The following is a 16,671-nucleotide window of genomic DNA, read 5'->3' on the forward strand; positions in this document are numbered from 1 at the left end:
TCCGAGGCTTGCATCGAATTTTAAAAGTATTTTCTTGTTCATACCTTGCGGGCTTGCCCCGAGGTTCTTGATTATCGAACTCAGTCCATTAAATTCCATGATTTTTTGATTTTTTGGCTTCTTTATAATAGTATTTTCTATACTTCCAGTAAGACAATGTTCCTAATATCATTACTCCTGCTATTGAGTAATACACAAAATTTGGGGTAATCACCTTATCCCCGCTAGCGTATGAGTGCAAACCGGATAAATAAAAGTTGACTCCAAAATAAGTCATCATAATACTTGAGAAAGACACAATTGCCATGAGATTAAAGAACCATCTACCCCGTAATCCCGGCACCAACCTCATATGGATCACAAAAGCATAAATCATAATACTTATAAGCGCCCAGGTCTCTTTGGGGTCCCAACCCCAGTATCGGCCCCAGCTTTCATTGGCCCATTGTCCCCCTAAAAAGTTGCCAATAGTAAGCATTACCAGGCCAACGGTTAGTGCCATTTCAGTAATAATGGTAATCTCTATGATATTCAATTCCATTTTTTCCTTGTTTCCAGAGTTGGTCATAATCATCAACAAAAGGGCAACAGCCCCTAAAATCATTCCCAGGGTAAACGGACCATAGCTCCCCACAATTACTGAAACGTGGATCATTAGCCAGTAAGAATCCAATACAGGCTGTAAATTTGCAATTGCGGGATCCATCCAGTTCCAATGTGCGACCATCAGGATCATGGCCGCCACAAATGCCGTAGATGCAATTGTGAGATTGCTTTTTCTGCCAAAGGCGAGACCAAAGAACATTGTTGCCCAGCCAACATAGATCATAGACTCGTAAGCATCGCTCCAGGGGGCATGGCCAGAAATGTACCACCGTGCTGCAAGACCAAGGGTATGAAGAATAAACAATAATAAGACAACACCCGCACTAAATTTTATAAGCCTCCTAAGAATTTTTGAATCCCTGAATATTTGGGCAATCACTAAAATAAACATCAACAGGCCTGCGTAAAGGTACCAGATAAAAAGGCTTTTGAATATGTCGTATTTGTTATAGAGTACTTCAGCATTGATTTTTTGTTGGGATGGCAATACCTCAGCACCAAATTTCATCTGAAAACTTTTAATACTTTCCAAAAACTCATCGGTTTGGGAATAATCCCCACTCTCTCTAGCATCTTTCAAGGAGTTTATATAAAGGGGAAGATTTTGTCCGGTTAAAACAGAATCCATTCTTTTATAATTGGCTCCTTTAACCTCTGGATAAGATAGCCACTTATTATTTTTATCGCCGGGGACAGGAAAAATACGCAATAATTTACCCTGTAGGGTAGTGAAAAGCAGGTTTACCTTTTTGTCAGTTTCTATAAAATCCTTTTCAAATTGATCAGGAATTGAAACTTGGTAAGCCTTTTCCACATGCGATGATAATTTATAGATGCCGGTTTCTTCAAAGAAATCGCTCATGGCAAGATATTTCTGGTCTTCGGCCACGCCTGTAATATGCCGTATACTATCATTGCCAGGCTTTACGTAAATAATTGGGACATTATACCACAAAGCTGGATCTTCCATCATTGAAAGCAAAATCTGGTCGGCATTCAACCCCTTATAGGTGTCTTTTTTACTGAGTTTTCGTAATAATTCAGATGAAAAGGTATTCACCGGTTTCATTCGGCCGCCACCATCCTGGGTCACAAGTTTTCCAAATTGGGCTGCATGTATGGGTTTTACCGCATCCATCTGTAAAATGGAATCTGCCTGTTTTTTTGAGGGCAAAAAATGTTCAGCTTCTTGTTCCTTGTCCTGCGCAAAACCTGTTCCTGAAAGTAGTAGGATACTTATAAAAGTAGCTAATCGCGATTTTCGGGCCTTTACCTGGTCCAACTTTACCTTTAATTTTCCGAAACGGCTGCCCTTGTCAAACAAGATGAGCATCAAGCCCAAATACAACAAAGAATATCCTATGTAGGTGATCCAAGTGCCCCAAAAATCATGGTTTACCGATAGGATAGTCCCTTTCTCACCAGGCAGGAAAGCTGATTGAAAAAACCTATAGCCTTCTTTATCCAGTACGTGGTTCATATATATTTCATATGGCTCCGATTTGCCGTCATCTACAATTTCCACTTTGCTCTTAAAAGAAGAATAACTTGGGGAAGGATTGCTTTCGGTCCCCGGGTATTTTTCAGCAATAAAATCATTGAGTTTTATTGAAAAAGGCAATTCCATTTGTTTGGAACCGTAGCTTAATTGGATATCCAAGCCTCCCAATGCTACGTTTTTAGGTGGGATTATAAGCCCCTTTCCCCCAAATATGTTCACAGTTTTAGATTCCTCTTTCGTAGTAACTTTAATGCTAATTGCGTCTGACAGGTTATTATTTTTTACCTGCGTGGATACAATATCATAACTTCCCCTTGCCACCGGCACAGGAATTACAAATTGCATTCCATCAAAATTGTACAAAGAGCTTAGCATTAGTGTTTGTGTGCTGTCGGGGAGAACTTCCCCTTCAAGCTGATCAGACATGCGCACATAAGTCCCTTTATACGGACTCTTTATTTTATAGTTACTTTCCTTTTCATTAAAGGTAATATTTATGGCCCCCGTGGTTGGGACATTAAAGGCAATAAGCTTATTGTTTATTTTGGTGGCTTCGCCTTCCTTTAAATAATGTTCGCGACTATTTCCATCTCCCGCTGCCACTATTTGCAAATAATTCTCCCCTTGCTCACTTAAAACAAATTCTTCGTTGGCATCTTGAATAAAATTTTTCACCTCAATACTTACAGGTTGCTCGTTAAAATTGGTGTTGATCACCACATCATTTTTGGTCTCTTGGGCTAAAAGCACGGGTCTTTCAATAGTCCTTCTTCTAATTTCACCATTAATCTCCCCGTCTAAATGAATGGTGAGGTATGTTTTTCCCGAAAGGAACTTATTTGTGGTTTCTCCCTCTCGAATAGGCATGACACCTTCGTAACTGATATACCGGGTTACAAAAGCCCCCATCAATATTAAAACAAAGGAAAGATGGATTAAAAGAGAAGACCACTTTTCCCTTTTGTGAAGTTTATAACGATAAATATTTCCGGAGAAATTGATAACAAAAAACACCATGATCCCCTCAAACCACCAAGCGTCATAAATCAAAATTTTTGCAGTATCGATGTTATAACTGTTTTCTATAAAGGTTCCTAGTGCCATTGCTATGGCAAAACCAATGAACAATACGGCCATGATTCGGGTAGAAAACAAGACAGCGGTTATTTTTTTTATCATTTCAGGGAAGGTTTAGAAATTGCAAAATTAATTAATTTTAAATGGTTGATCAGCCTGAAAACAGAATAACAACAATAAAAGATATACTTCTATAAACTATATTCGCAATAAGGCCTAAAGAGATGGGATAGGTCTCTATTATAACTTTTGATCCACAGTTATTAATAAACTTTACTAAATGCTTACGCTATAATCTGCTCATTTATGGTGCGTAGCTTTAACGATTCTGAAGAAATTTTTGCGATTTTAATGGGCTTGCTCCCTTTCTAAAAGAATTTTAGGCAGATGAGGATAGAAGGGGGTCTTAATTCTGCTAATGCCCTAATGATTGTTTATGCTTTTAGAAAGTATATGTACCGATCGTTTATTTATTCCCATCAGATGAGAAGGGGCGGATACCAAACCAGGACAACACTCAAAATATTCACAATAAATTTTAGCCCCTATATTTTAGCCCACTATTGTCCGGTAAAGGAGTCAAAGCTGCCTAAAGAACGGCAGGCAAGCGCTGCGCCGTTAGAACCAACCTACAGGAAGGAAACAAAGACTTGAGTGTAGCTGGCTGCTAATTAGTCGGAATATATAGGCAAAATGTCTGCCCTTTCTCCAAAACATTTTTTCTAAAAAGGTAGTTTTCATTTAAAGATACTTGCGAAATCCCTTATTAAGACAGGGCTTATTAAACTATAATAGTATAACCGAAGACTAATGAATTAGAGTAATAGGTAGCTATACTGTAATGAATGCAACAATTAGCTTGTTAAGAAATAATCACTTTTTTCGGATCCCTTTATTCATTCACTCCAAAACCCATTTTCAGATAGTTGCTTTCGAAAAATAATTCTTCAGGACGTTGTCCCTCCTAATAAAAAAATATTATTAGACAAAAATCGTCTTCCCTCGTATTAAATATTACCCAAATAAAGTGATTAATTCATTATGAATATGACAATATTTAGCCAGAATATTATTAATTTCTCAATATTAAGCGGTTGAATTCAGTAAATCACTTATTTATCTTGATTATAAATTATAATATGCATCCTGAATATGACTTATGTCATACTCTAAAGCGTTTTTATGTAGCAATTTTATAGTGTATTAAAACACCTTAAACTTTTAACTAATTAATTTAGCTATGAAATCAATAAAAACAGGAATTGCAGCAGTTTTGCTATCTTCAATAGCATTTATGAGTTGTACACATGACGACACGTCTACCTACAAGCCGGTACTTCCGGGAGTAAATCAAAGTTCAGATATTTTGCTGGTTAAAAAATTCTCGACCGCACCAAATTTTGATGGAGATGTAGATGAAGTTTGGGGTGAGGCCAGGCCTTTGATAAATAAGGCTACTGTTACGCCCGCTGGGGACAGGGAGATCACTTTAAATCCATCTAGTGGAGGCGACTTATCATTAGAACCTACAGATTTAATGAATCCCTATACAGGTGAAGCTTACAACTACTCTCTAAGAGGTGGTCATGATGGTCAATATTTATACCTATTATTTGAATGGGAAGATGATACTGATAGTAAAGAAAGAGAATCTTGGTTCTTTAACCGTGATACAAGTAAGTGGCAACAAGAAAACAAATACGCCAATCATAAAAATGATAAATTTTATGAGGATAAATTTGGTTTTATGTTCCCAATTAAAGCTAATGGCAGTTATCCGGAAGGTTTTGAGGCCGGTACGTGTACCGTTACTTGCCATGGAGGTTTAGCAGATCCAAAACCAGGAGAAAAAGTGACTAGACACTACATGAAAAATGCTGGGGAATTGGCCGATTTCTGGCATTGGAAGCGTGACAGACATGCATTAGCTGAAGCTGTTGATGATGGTTTCGTACAATGGGAAGATGATTTTGGTATGGCCTCTGCTAACGGAAGAAAAAATGATGATGGGATCTCTCCTTATGCAAATAATCAAACATTTGAAGATACTGCAACAGGAATGAAAGGACCAAAATATGTAATACCCAATAGAGAAAACTACTATTGGATTGCACAATCTGAAATTGATGCCGGAACAGCAAAAGCAGTGACTGCAATTGCATTAGATGGTACCATAACCCATGAAGGCGGAACAATTGATCCTAATGGAGATCCTGCATATTCTCAAGGATTTGGCAACAAAAGAATACCAAGTGTTATAATTAACCCAGGTGGACAAGGAAATGATGGTAGATCTGAAGTACAAGTGAAAGCAAAACATACTGGTACGGGATGGCAAATAGAAATTAGAAGATTACTGTCTACGGGCGATCCTAAAGATGCTGAATTTAAGATTGGAGAAACCCTACCTTTTGGATTGGCAATTTTTAATAATGCTGCCATTGCCCATGGTCAAACAAATTTCTTAACCATGAAAATCGAATAATAATCTTTTAGAATGTAAAGTGCAGTGTCTTTATCTGCACTTTACATAAAGAAAGGGTTATGTCTTAATTCAAATAACGAAAACATGAAAAAACTATTTCAATATTTAATGATGATAAGCTTGGGTTTGTTTTTTACCTCTTGTTATTATGATACGGTATATGAAGATATTACTGATGGCGGTAACGTACCAGATGTCGTTTCCTATCAAAATGATATTAGTCCCTTGTGGGGACAGTGCGTGGGATGCCATAGCGGGGATATAGCCCCAGATTTAAGGGCTGATGTATCCTATAAAAAACTTTTAGATGGATATGTGGTCCCCAAGGATGCAGAGGGTAGTATTTTGTATAAATCCCTTTTAGGAATTGATGGTGTATCATTAATGCCTCCGGGTTCCCAATGGCCCAATTCTAAAATTAATTTAGTTAAAGCCTGGATCGACCAAGGAGCTCTTGATAACTAATTTTTAAATATAAATAGGAGTAAACTCCAATCAACTAAAGAACATCATTATGAACAGAAATTATAGATTAATTCCTAAATTTTCAGCTGTTCTCCTTCTATTTGCTATGTTGCAGATTCCAGTATTAGCAATTGCGCAGGAGATTGAAGAAGAAGAAGATCACAGAGGGCTACAACGTGTGGGAAACACTTTTGAAAGCAACTGGCTTATAGACAATCAGACTGTTATTGTCCCCCTGAAGAACACAGCGCAAATGGATATTCAACACCGCTTTGGTGTCGTTAAAAATGGATATAAGGACTTATGGGGATTATATGCCCCTTCCAATATTCGTATTGGTCTTAGTTATGTACCTATAGACAACCTTCAAGTGGGAGCTGGATTCTCTAAAGACCGCTTACTGTGGGATGTCAATGCCAAATACGCAATCCTTACAGAGAACGGTAAGAAAAAATCTCCCGTGAGCGTGAGCTACTTGGTAAACATGGCTATTGATACGCGTGAAGAAGAGTACTTTGTTGAAAACACAGACCGCTTAAGCTATTTTCATCAGCTAATGGTGGCTCGTAAAGTCACAAGGGATTTCTCCGTGCAAGGTTCTATAAGCCTCTCCCACTTTAATTCAGTGAACGGATACGTTACACAAGATTTGGAGATTGATGGCGAGATGAAGAACGACCATCTGGCAGCCGGCCTCATGTGGCGTTACAAAATATCAGATGCCTTCGCCTTTATTGGCTCTTATGACCAACCGATTACCAAGCACGTGAGAAATAATCCCAATCCAAATATTGCTATCGGGTTGGAAGTTGCAACAGTAATGCATGCTTTTCAAGTGTTTGTTGGTAATTACAAATGGTTAGTGCCACAGTATAATAGTGTAATGAATAACAATAACTTTGCAGATGGCGCTTTCCTTATAGGATTCAATATTACCCGTCTATGGGACTTTGAAACAGAGAACATGAAAGAAATGCTCTTTAAACGAAAAAATAAATAAAAGTTTAATTTTTGGATGGTAACTAAGGCCCGCATCCTTGGCACAATTGCCTGATGTGGGCTTTGGCGTTCCTGGATTTTATGGTCTGGGTCTCTTATCAATGACAGTCATTACGGATAGAATAGCAACCAATGCAATGAATAAAATGAGATGCTTTACACTAGTCTAGAGGAGCTTTAGGCTAATTAAGCCCCTCTTTTTTACCAGCTCATGCTCAATAAAATGGTTTTATTTAGAGATATGGGAAATAACCTGCTTTTTAATAGCGTTTGCAATTCGTTTGCAGCTTAAAAGTTATAGTGTGCATAAAGCGATGTAAAACAAAATAAGTTCCGGATCAATTTTTACATAGTGTCAATCCGTTCGTAAAATGCATTTACTTTGTCCCAGTTGGTGTATTCAATTTCGGTATTCAGATTTGTAGGTCCTTTAGTCATCCACATGATAAATCGGATCATGGTTTTATCAAAAAACTTATATTTTTTATAGTCTAATTTACCAGCAAATACTTCCACAATTGTTGGTGTCCAATCTATAGTTTTGAAAAACTTTATAACATAGGGATTGGTTTCCGGTGAGTTTTTTTCAGAATTTCTCGCTACAAGGTTCACAGAAAAAAAAGCTGACTTTACGGAATTAAGTTCTGTTTTATGGCTATTTATAAAATCTATTATTTTTTTGTTATGCACCCCATATCTAATGCTTGACCCTATAATAACCTTTTGAAAATCGGTTACATCCTTATTGAAATCCTCAATTGAAAAAAGTTCTACTTCTTGGTTCTTAACGATCAAATGGTCCCTGAGTCTGTTGCATATTTTAAAGGTTTGACCATCTACTGATGAATATATGATTAAAGTCAATGTTTGCAGAATTAATTTTTTGAGTTAGTCATTTAAGTACTGTGTCTTGCATCCAATAAAAATAGAGATTATTAATATGTCAAAGGTCAAATATACTAGTAATTACTTGCGGAATTACCTCAAAAGGCGTTTTGTTTTCTGGTAATAAATCGTTTTGATAGGATCGTTTAATTAGTAAAACTCAATTTTTAAAAGTTGCGAAGCAATGCATTAAAAATTGNNGTCGAGGTTGTTCATTTTTTAACTTTTCATTCATCCTCATATATGGGGTGCAGAAAGCATCGATACCACCAAAGTAATGATTTAAGGCATCATTCTTAGTTATGATATCCAGATCTATATGTGATTGGTTTTTATTACTATAACAGAAGTGTTGCCCATGTGCTCAATTTTAATTATTTCATACTTCAAATTGAGGGTTAGATCTCTCTCAAGATAATGGGATTATGCGGTTTGTTGAGGATTCAAATCTTGAAGTGTTATTTAATTTTTGAATATACTGCGTGTTGGAGACAATCATTTAATTTTTATAAAGCTTACTTTTTCCTTCCCGTAAAATGTTCCATCGTGCTGTAAATTCCTAGCACACTCCCCGTGAACCAGTCGAATACATTGATAGACATGACTGCTTGCCCAAAGCGAGTGACTCTATAGATGTATCCCGGAATCGTCACCATTTTCTTATTTCGTTCAATGGCTTTCACAATGGTTAGCGAAGCAACTTCCGGATCTAAAATTGGAATTTTTGATTGCACGCCGTCAAACATTCCGGTGTTGATATAATAGGGCATGATTGTGGTGACATTCACGTTCTTTTTTAATTTCCGCATTTCCAATCGTAAACTGTCTGACCAACCTATTAGCGACCATTTGCTTGCGGCGTACACTGACATTTTAGGATTTGAGATAAGTCCGCCTGAAGAGGCAATATTACAAATATGACCTGAATTTATTTGCAGCATATCCTTTAGGAATTCCGCTGTAATTAACATGGGGGCGTTGGCATTGATCTCCATCGTTTTGATGATCTCTGCAGTAGAATGGTCATGGAAATACTCGCCAACAACAATTCCTGCATTATTGATGATCACGTCAACGCTTGGGAAATCTTGTTTAACGCTTATGGCAGTCTCCTTGATTTGTTGCACATCGGAAACATCAACCTGATAACCTGAAATTGGTCCAAGATTGGAAAACTCAGCAATAGTGGCGTCTATACTTACCTGATTGATATCCCAAATGATCACTTTTGCATGGCGCTCTAACATTAAGCGTCCCATAATTTTACCAATTCCGGAGGCACCCCCGGTGATTAATACTGTTTTATTGTTTAATTGCATGTGTTGAATTTATATGTTGACCTGAACTTAAGATTTTCTTTTTAGATACTCTTAAGATATGCTATCGCTTGAGATGTCAATACTCTAAAGATAGTAGTAATCTTATACGTTCTACACCTTTTTTACGATTTTATAGGCAATTATAACGAAGTGAATTAATAATTTGAGAAGCCTCTGGTGTGAAAGAGTTTCAGACGGCTTGGTTCCAGAAGATTTCTGTTGATTTTATAAGAACTTATGGGATGCCGTCAACTGATGTTCAGAATTCCATCTGTAGAACATCATAAAATGTCTACATTATTTTTAATCCCGCTTTTTTATAACTTTTAAATAGGATATCTTCAGAATCTAAATCAGTAACTACCGTTCCAATGTCGTTTAAATTGCACACGTCGTAATTCAGTATGGCATTAAATTTATTGGGCGTTACTAAAAACACCGTCTTTTGGGCCGCATTGATCATTGCTTTTTTAATCATGGCAACTTCATAACCTTCATCGGTGACGCCCTGTTCCATGCTCAGCGCACTAACCCCAATAAAGCAGATATTGGCTCTGACGTTGGATAAATATTGAATTACATCAATACCTGTGGTCACCATGGAGTTTCTTTGAATTTTACCGCCAATAAAAATGGTTTCAATTAAAGGATGCTCGGTCAGCTGCATAGCTATAGGCAGACTGTAGGTGTAAACCGTGGCCCTGAGATTTTTGGGCAACAATTTGGCCAAAATTAAGTTGGTAGTACCGCCACTCATAATGATGACCATACCATCTTCAAGCAATTTGATGGCTTTTAAAGCAATCCTAACTTTGCTCTCCCTATTATAAATAACGTCTTCATTGTAATGGTACAGCTTTTGTACGGTAGAAATCGCGCCGCCGTGTACTTTGGCCAATAATCCTTGGTCGTGCAATTCTTTTATATCGCGCCTGATCGTATCTTCAGACACATTTAGTTTTTCAGACAAATAATTGGAACTGACTTTTCTGTTGATACTGACTTCATCAACTATTTTCTGTTGGCGCTCTTTTTTCTTCATATTTTTTTACTTTCAGACTCAGGCTAAACTCAATGCGATAATTTTATTAAATGTATGCAAAATATTGCAAGATTGATCTTTCAATTATGCATTTTATCATTAAATAGTATACATTTGAAAATGTTAATATAAAATTTCGCTAAAAGTAAGAAATTATGGGTACTTCTAATAGGTTAATGTCGTTGGATGTCTTAAGAGGGATTACCATCTCTGTTATGATTTTAGTAAATACCCCCGGAAGTTGGAGTTTTATTTACGCCCCATTAAGACATGCTGCTTGGCACGGTTGTACGCCTACAGATTTGGTGTTTCCATTTTTCTTATTCATCGTTGGCCTTTCACTATATTTTTCCTTTAAAAAATATAATGCGGTAGCTTCTAAAGCTGTAACGTACAAGATTCTTAAGAGAACGCTCATCATTTTTAGCATTGGTTTATTATTGAATTTATACCCTTATTTTAATTTTGAAAGTGTTCGGATTATGGGCGTTTTACAGCGTATCGCCTTAGCCTATGGGGTGGGAGCTTTGCTCTGCGTGAATTTTAAGAAAGAAAAATTGCTTTTCATTTTAGCGCTTCTTTTGTTGGGGTATTGGGCCTTGTTATATTTTGGGGCCAGCGCAAATCCGTATTCTTTAGAAGGAAACATCGTTAGACAATTTGACTTATTTCTATTTGGGGAACAACATATCTATAAAGGTTTTGGTATTCCGTTTGATCCAGAAGGCGTGCTGTCTTCCATTCCGGCCGTTGGCACGGTTATCATTGGCTATCTTATTGGAGATGTCATGAACAGTACCGCGTCTATAATCCTAAAAATGAAAAAACTTCTAATGTATGGCGCGCTTATGACGGTAATTGGAGCAGTATGGGGCTTTGTATTTCCTATCAATAAACCGCTCTGGACAAGTTCTTATGTACTGTATACAGCGGGTTTGGCAACGCTGGTTTTGGCGGCCTTAATTTTTATAATTGACTATAAAAAATACAGTTTCTGGTCCAAACCATTTGTGCATTTTGGTTCCAATCCGCTCTTTATTTTTGTGTTTTCAGGTCTTTATGCCAAAACCATCAGCTACCTCATTAAAATTCCGGTTAGTGATACGGAGTCTGTTTCTTTGTATAAGTATTTATATGCACATATATTCTCACCTGTGTTTGGTAATCTGAATGGGTCATTAGTGTTCGCCGTTAGCCACATCATTGTTTTTTGGTTGATTTGTTACATCTTATACAGAAACAAAATCTTCATTAAAATATAAATACGTTGTTATCAGCATTTAATTTTCATTATAAATTCGAGATTTTGCGATTAAAAGCGCATTATTCTGCAAAAAAGATGCAAGTATCTTTGATTTTTTACTACATTTAGTCAAAATTAACTAAATATTAACTGTATGAAAAATTATTGTTGTCAAGTAATTACCATGCTATTACTGTGTGTTGGGCAAATGTCTTTTGCTCAGTCCTCATCAGTCTCTGGTGTGGTCACGGAAGTAAGTAGCGGGATGCCTTTAATGGGTGTAAATGTGGTAGTAGAGGGAACATCAAATGGGAGTGTGACAGATTTTGATGGAAAGTATACCATAAACAGTGCTAGTGCATTACAAGGAAAAAAACTTGTATTTAGCTTTGTAGGGTATAAAACAGTCACTTTATCTATTGGTAGTAACAATCAGATATTGAATGCCACAATGGTAGAGGATGCCACAAGTTTGGATGAAGTTGTAGTCACGGCTTTAGGGATTAAACGTGAGGCCAAAGCTTTGGGATATTCGTTAACCACGGTAGACGGAGAAGATATCTCCCAAGTTAAAACTACAAGTGCCGTAAATTCATTACAAGGTAGAGTAGCGGGTGTCAACGTTTCCACGACCAGTTCAGGAGCTTCCGGTTCTAGTAGGATTGTGATTCGTGGAGCGAGTTCATTAACCGGAAACAACCAACCACTGTATGTGGTAGATGGAATACCGGTGATTAACAACACAAAAAGTTCTGTAGTGGGTCCTACAAATGATGGTACTGGTGATGGGGGTGACGATATTTCGTCACTTAATCCTGATGATATTGAAACTATATCCGTGTTAAAAGGAAGTTCTGCAGCTGCATTGTATGGGTCATTAGCTTCTAACGGGGTTATAATGATTACAACCAAATCTGGAAAAGGAAAACAAAGTTTAGGTATTGAATACTCTTCATCATATACATTTGATCGCGTAAATACTGATCTTCAAGACCTTCAAACTACGTATGGGCAAGGTAACAACAGGTTGAAGCCTGGGTTTGAATATGATGACAACAATAATCCGAGAGAGATCGCAGATATGGAAATGGCCATTGATGATTCTTTTGTGAGCACTTTGCAATCATGGGGCGCTATTATGGACGGTTCAATGGTGTACAATTGGGATGGGATAAAAAGACCGTACGCTTACACAGGTAATAATTTAGATAAATTTTATCAAACTGGAACAACGGCTATTAATACCCTGGCGTTATCAAAAGGCGGAGAGGATTACAGCTATCGTTTTTCTATGTCTAATTTAGATAACAGCGATATTTTTCCAAATTCAACTTTAAACAGAAAATCGCTATCGCTAAATGCATCAGCTAAGATCAATCCAAAATTGACGTCTACCGTTAATGCGAAATACGTTATTGAAAAGGTTCACAACCGTATCAACATTGGGGATACACCAGGTAATGCAAATACCGTAGCCTATGTGCTGCCAAGTAGTTTGGATATTAATGATCTAAGACCAGGTTCAAACGAGCAAGGTACTGAGCTTAGATTTCAACCGAGTAATTTTATCTCAAACCCATATTGGGCAGTCAATAATTTTAATAATGACGATAAGAAAAATAGACTGACCGCGTCTACAACCCTACGCTATGACATTACAGATTGGTTATATGCTACAGGTCGTGCAGGTATTGACACGTATGATTTTGCCAGAAGAGCGGTAACACCTTACGGTACAACTTACCGCCCAGGCGGTGAGTTGACGCAGGCAAAATCTACCTACACCTCAGTGGATGCTGATGTGATGTTGGGCATTACAAAAAACATCACAAGTAAAATTGGTACCAATTCCATTATTGGAGCCAATTCCCGTTCCTCTTCTTTTGAACAGTTGAGCGCTATTGGTCGCGGATTTATTGTGATTGGTTTGGAAGACTTGAACAATACCACGTTGCCAGAACCAAAAAACGATTACTTCAAAACGAAGACAAATTCACTTTATGGATCTTTTGAGGTGGATTATAGTAAATTCCTTTATGTGACATTTACCGGCAGGAATGATTGGTTTTCCACACTTTCTTATCCTGGTAAAACAACACCAAACAATGATTTTTACTGGTCTTTAAGTGGTAGTTTACTACTTAGCGAAGCATTCAACTTACCAGAATCTATTGATTATTTAAAATTAAGAACAAGTTATGCACAGGTAGCTGGTGGCGCTCAAAATGCCTATGCCTTAAATTTAGACTATGCAGTTACGGGCAGTTTTCAAGGCCAATCTTTCGGACAATTGAACGGAAACTCTATTCCTAACCCTAATTTAATTCCTTTTCAAAAGGACGAAATTGAGTTTGGTTTAGAGGGTCGATTTTTTGAAAACCGAATGAACTTGGATGTGGCTTTTTATCGCAATAAAACCTCTAATGATATCGTAAGAGCAGCAGCTTCACAGTCTTCAGGGTTTACATCATCTATATTGAATATCGGTGCCTTAGAAAATAAAGGTATTGAATTGTTAATTGGAGGATCACCTATCAAAACAGAAGATTTTTCTTGGAACACGTCTATCAACCTGGGTTATAATGACAGTGAAATCCTTCAAACTGATGATGAAAATACACCAATAAATGTTGATGGTAGCCAAACACGCTCTAGAACAGCCATTATTTCTCATATCGTTGGAGAGAATTACGGCGTCATTTATGGCTCTTCTTATAAACGAGATGCTTCTGGAAATATCATGTACGATATTACGGGCAGTATCCCAAAACCAATCCAAGGTGAAAATAAAATTTTAGGTCAAGGGGTTGCGCCATATACTATCGGATTCTATAACTCATTGAAGTATAAAAATGTGACTTTAGGATTTTTAATTGATGCTAAATATGGTGGTAGTGTACATTCCGGTACCAATAGAGAATTGATGTTTAGAGGTTTGCATAAAAAGACCTTGGAAGGCCGCGAAAATGGTCTGGAAGTGTCAGGTATTGACAACGCCACTGGCAATCCATTTACGATGACGGTAGCGCCAGAAAACTTAAGAACGTATTATGGCGTCATATTGGAAGAGAGTAGAGGTATTTCTGAAGAGGTTGTGTACAGTACGGATTTTATCAAATTCCGTGAGTTAAGCTTATCATATAGTCTTCCTACTAAGATCTTAAAAGACATTTTTATTAATGATTTAAGAATTTCTGTAATTGGTAGAAACCTGTTTTTTATCAAAAAGGATATTGACAATGTGGATCCAGAAGCTTCACTAAACAACTTGAATTCTCAAGGTATTGAAAGATTTGGAATCCCCTCAACCAAAAACTATGGGTTTTCTGTAAATATGAAATTTTAAAAAATATACAAATGAAAAAAATACTTATTTTACTAGCAATAGTTGTGATGTTTGGATCATGTGATGAAGGCTTTGAGGAGCTCAACGTAAATCCTACAAAACCAACGCAACTTGATCCAGCAACAAAGTTAACATTCATCCAATTGTATACGGGTGGCAGTAGTTATGTGGCAACTTTGTTTTATAACGTGATCCATATGATGCAAAATATTCAGCATCTTAACAATACGTCGTATGCTTCTTTTTTATATAAAGAAGGAAATACCCATCAGTTATTTGAAGAGCAATTTTCTAATACTGTAAAGAATGTTGTAGACTTAGAGGAACAATTAAAAGCGAGTACAAGTCCAACGGCTGAAACTGATTTGGCCATCGCAAGAGTGCAAAAAGTACTTATCTTTAGCAGACTTACAGATGCTTACGGAGATATTCCTTACAGTGAAGCTGGAAAAGGTTTTATAGAAGGCATTCGTTTTCCTAAATATGACAAGCAAAGTGACATTTACATGGGTATGTTGGAGACCTTAGAAAGTTCTGCAGCAACCTTAAGTACAGGAACACCTAGTTCTTACGGATCAGCCGACTTGTTATTTTCTGGAGATACTGAAAAATGGCAAAAATTTGCCAATTCGCTAATGCTACGGTTGGCTATGCGAATGGTAAAAGTAGATGACGCAAGCGCTAAAACTTGGGCAGCTAAGGCTATTGCAGGTGGGGTCATGACTAGCAACGCAGATATTGCATTTACTAAATATGAGAATTCTGCTAGTGATGGTGGACCTAACGTAAACCCGCTGACCAAAAGTTTCACCTCCAGAGCATCCACGCAAGTAAAAATTTCCAAAACGCTGATGGATTATATGAAAGATAGAAATGACCCGAGAGTTTCAGTATTATTCTCAACGGTAGATGGCAATACCGACTTTGCGTTACAATCAGGTCAGGACATCAATAATGAATCGCGAGGTAGCGCCAACTCAAAACCAAACATTAACATATTCGGTGGTTCTGGAAACATTGTGTATGATGCACCGTTATTTTTTCAAACCTATGCTGAAGTTGAGTTTATGTTGGCTGAAGCTGCGGAGCGTTGGGGATTAGCCGGCGGAGCTGTAGAAGCACATTATAACGCAGGCGTAACTGCGGCCATGCAATACTTGTCTCTTTATGGAGATGGCGCCGAAATTACGACCAGTCAAATCGATGCGTATTTGGCCGCAAATCCATTTAAACCAGCTGAAGCCTTAAAAATGATCAATGAGCAATATTGGGTAGCCACTTTTGGAAATGGTTTGGAAAGCTTTTCAAATTGGAAACGCTCCGGATATCCTGTTTTGGTGCCTGCAAATGTTGCAGAACTGCTTACAGACGGTAAAATTCCAAGACGCTTGCCTTATCCAGGTTCTGAGAAATTAAACAACCCAGAGATGCTTGCTGCAGCAATTGAGCAACAAGGTGGCGATGGACTTTTGACAAGAATGTGGTGGGATAAAAATTAAAATGAAGTAGTTAGTTTAATTTGATAGCAGAGGTGAGGGAATTGGAAGTTCACAACATTTAAAACTCTCACCTTTTTTTTAAAAATAAAGAATTTTTTGAAACCAACTATCCTCGAGGCAGAGCCATAGAGGTATTTCGTTGGTTTCATTTTGACCCGAAAAAGGTCAAAAACCAAAATTCTGTATTTAGATTCCCGTTTTCAC

General features: G+C 37.4%; 10 protein-coding genes. 6 read left to right on the plus strand and 4 right to left on the minus strand.

All coding sequences use genetic code 11. The features are described from left to right. Positions 1-88: 88 nt before the first annotated feature. Positions 89-3,286 (minus strand): cytochrome c biogenesis protein CcsA, encoded by a 3,198-nt coding sequence (gene ccsA, locus JEM65_RS05995; protein ID WP_199598028.1) that lies wholly within the window; start codon positions 3,284-3,286, stop codon positions 89-91. Between the two features lie 1,138 nt (positions 3,287-4,424). Here ccsA and JEM65_RS06000 point away from each other — a divergent pair. The 3 genes from JEM65_RS06000 (at position 4,425) to JEM65_RS06010 (ending at position 7,134) form a co-directional block, all read left to right on the plus strand. Then, positions 4,425-5,669, plus strand: a complete 1,245-nt coding sequence (locus JEM65_RS06000) for an ethylbenzene dehydrogenase-related protein (RefSeq protein WP_199598029.1) — start codon at positions 4,425-4,427, stop codon at positions 5,667-5,669. Positions 5,670-5,753: 84 nt separating this feature from the next. After that, positions 5,754-6,134: a hypothetical protein gene (locus JEM65_RS06005; RefSeq protein ID WP_199598030.1), complete on the plus strand. Its 381-nt coding sequence runs from the start codon at positions 5,754-5,756 to the stop codon at positions 6,132-6,134. 49 nt (positions 6,135-6,183) lie between these two features. Then, positions 6,184-7,134 (plus strand): DUF5777 family beta-barrel protein, encoded by a 951-nt coding sequence (locus JEM65_RS06010; protein WP_199598031.1) that lies wholly within the window; start codon positions 6,184-6,186, stop codon positions 7,132-7,134. Between the two features lie 344 nt (positions 7,135-7,478). Here JEM65_RS06010 and hemG read toward each other — a convergent pair whose 3' ends face one another. The 3 genes from hemG to JEM65_RS06025 form a co-directional block, all read right to left on the minus strand. Next, positions 7,479-7,997: a menaquinone-dependent protoporphyrinogen IX dehydrogenase gene (gene hemG / locus JEM65_RS06015; RefSeq protein ID WP_233530542.1), complete on the minus strand. Its 519-nt coding sequence runs from the start codon at positions 7,995-7,997 to the stop codon at positions 7,479-7,481. Between the two features lie 536 nt (positions 7,998-8,533). Then, a complete protein-coding gene (locus JEM65_RS06020; protein ID WP_199598032.1) occupies positions 8,534-9,337 on the minus strand; it encodes an SDR family oxidoreductase in 804 nt (267 codons plus the stop codon). 292 nt (positions 9,338-9,629) lie between these two features. Continuing rightward, entirely contained in the window at positions 9,630-10,379 is a 750-nt protein-coding gene (locus tag JEM65_RS06025; RefSeq protein ID WP_199598033.1) for a DeoR/GlpR family DNA-binding transcription regulator, read from the minus strand. A gap of 155 nt (positions 10,380-10,534) precedes the next feature. Between JEM65_RS06025 and JEM65_RS06030 the strand changes: the two genes are divergently transcribed. From JEM65_RS06030 to JEM65_RS06040, 3 genes are all read left to right on the plus strand, one after another. After that, positions 10,535-11,641, plus strand: a complete 1,107-nt coding sequence (locus JEM65_RS06030; RefSeq protein WP_199598034.1) for an acyltransferase family protein — start codon at positions 10,535-10,537, stop codon at positions 11,639-11,641. Between the two features lie 135 nt (positions 11,642-11,776). Continuing rightward, complete coding sequence (locus tag JEM65_RS06035; protein ID WP_233530543.1) at positions 11,777-14,968, plus strand: SusC/RagA family TonB-linked outer membrane protein; 3,192 nt, start codon at positions 11,777-11,779, stop codon at positions 14,966-14,968. An 11-nt stretch (positions 14,969-14,979) separates the two neighbouring features. Next, complete coding sequence (locus tag JEM65_RS06040; protein WP_199598035.1) at positions 14,980-16,467, plus strand: SusD/RagB family nutrient-binding outer membrane lipoprotein; 1,488 nt, start codon at positions 14,980-14,982, stop codon at positions 16,465-16,467. The last annotated feature ends 204 nt before the right edge of the window (positions 16,468-16,671 follow it).

The sequence above is a fragment of the Gelidibacter salicanalis genome, assembly GCF_016469035.1.
GTDB lineage: Bacteria > Bacteroidota > Bacteroidia > Flavobacteriales > Flavobacteriaceae > Gelidibacter > Gelidibacter salicanalis_A.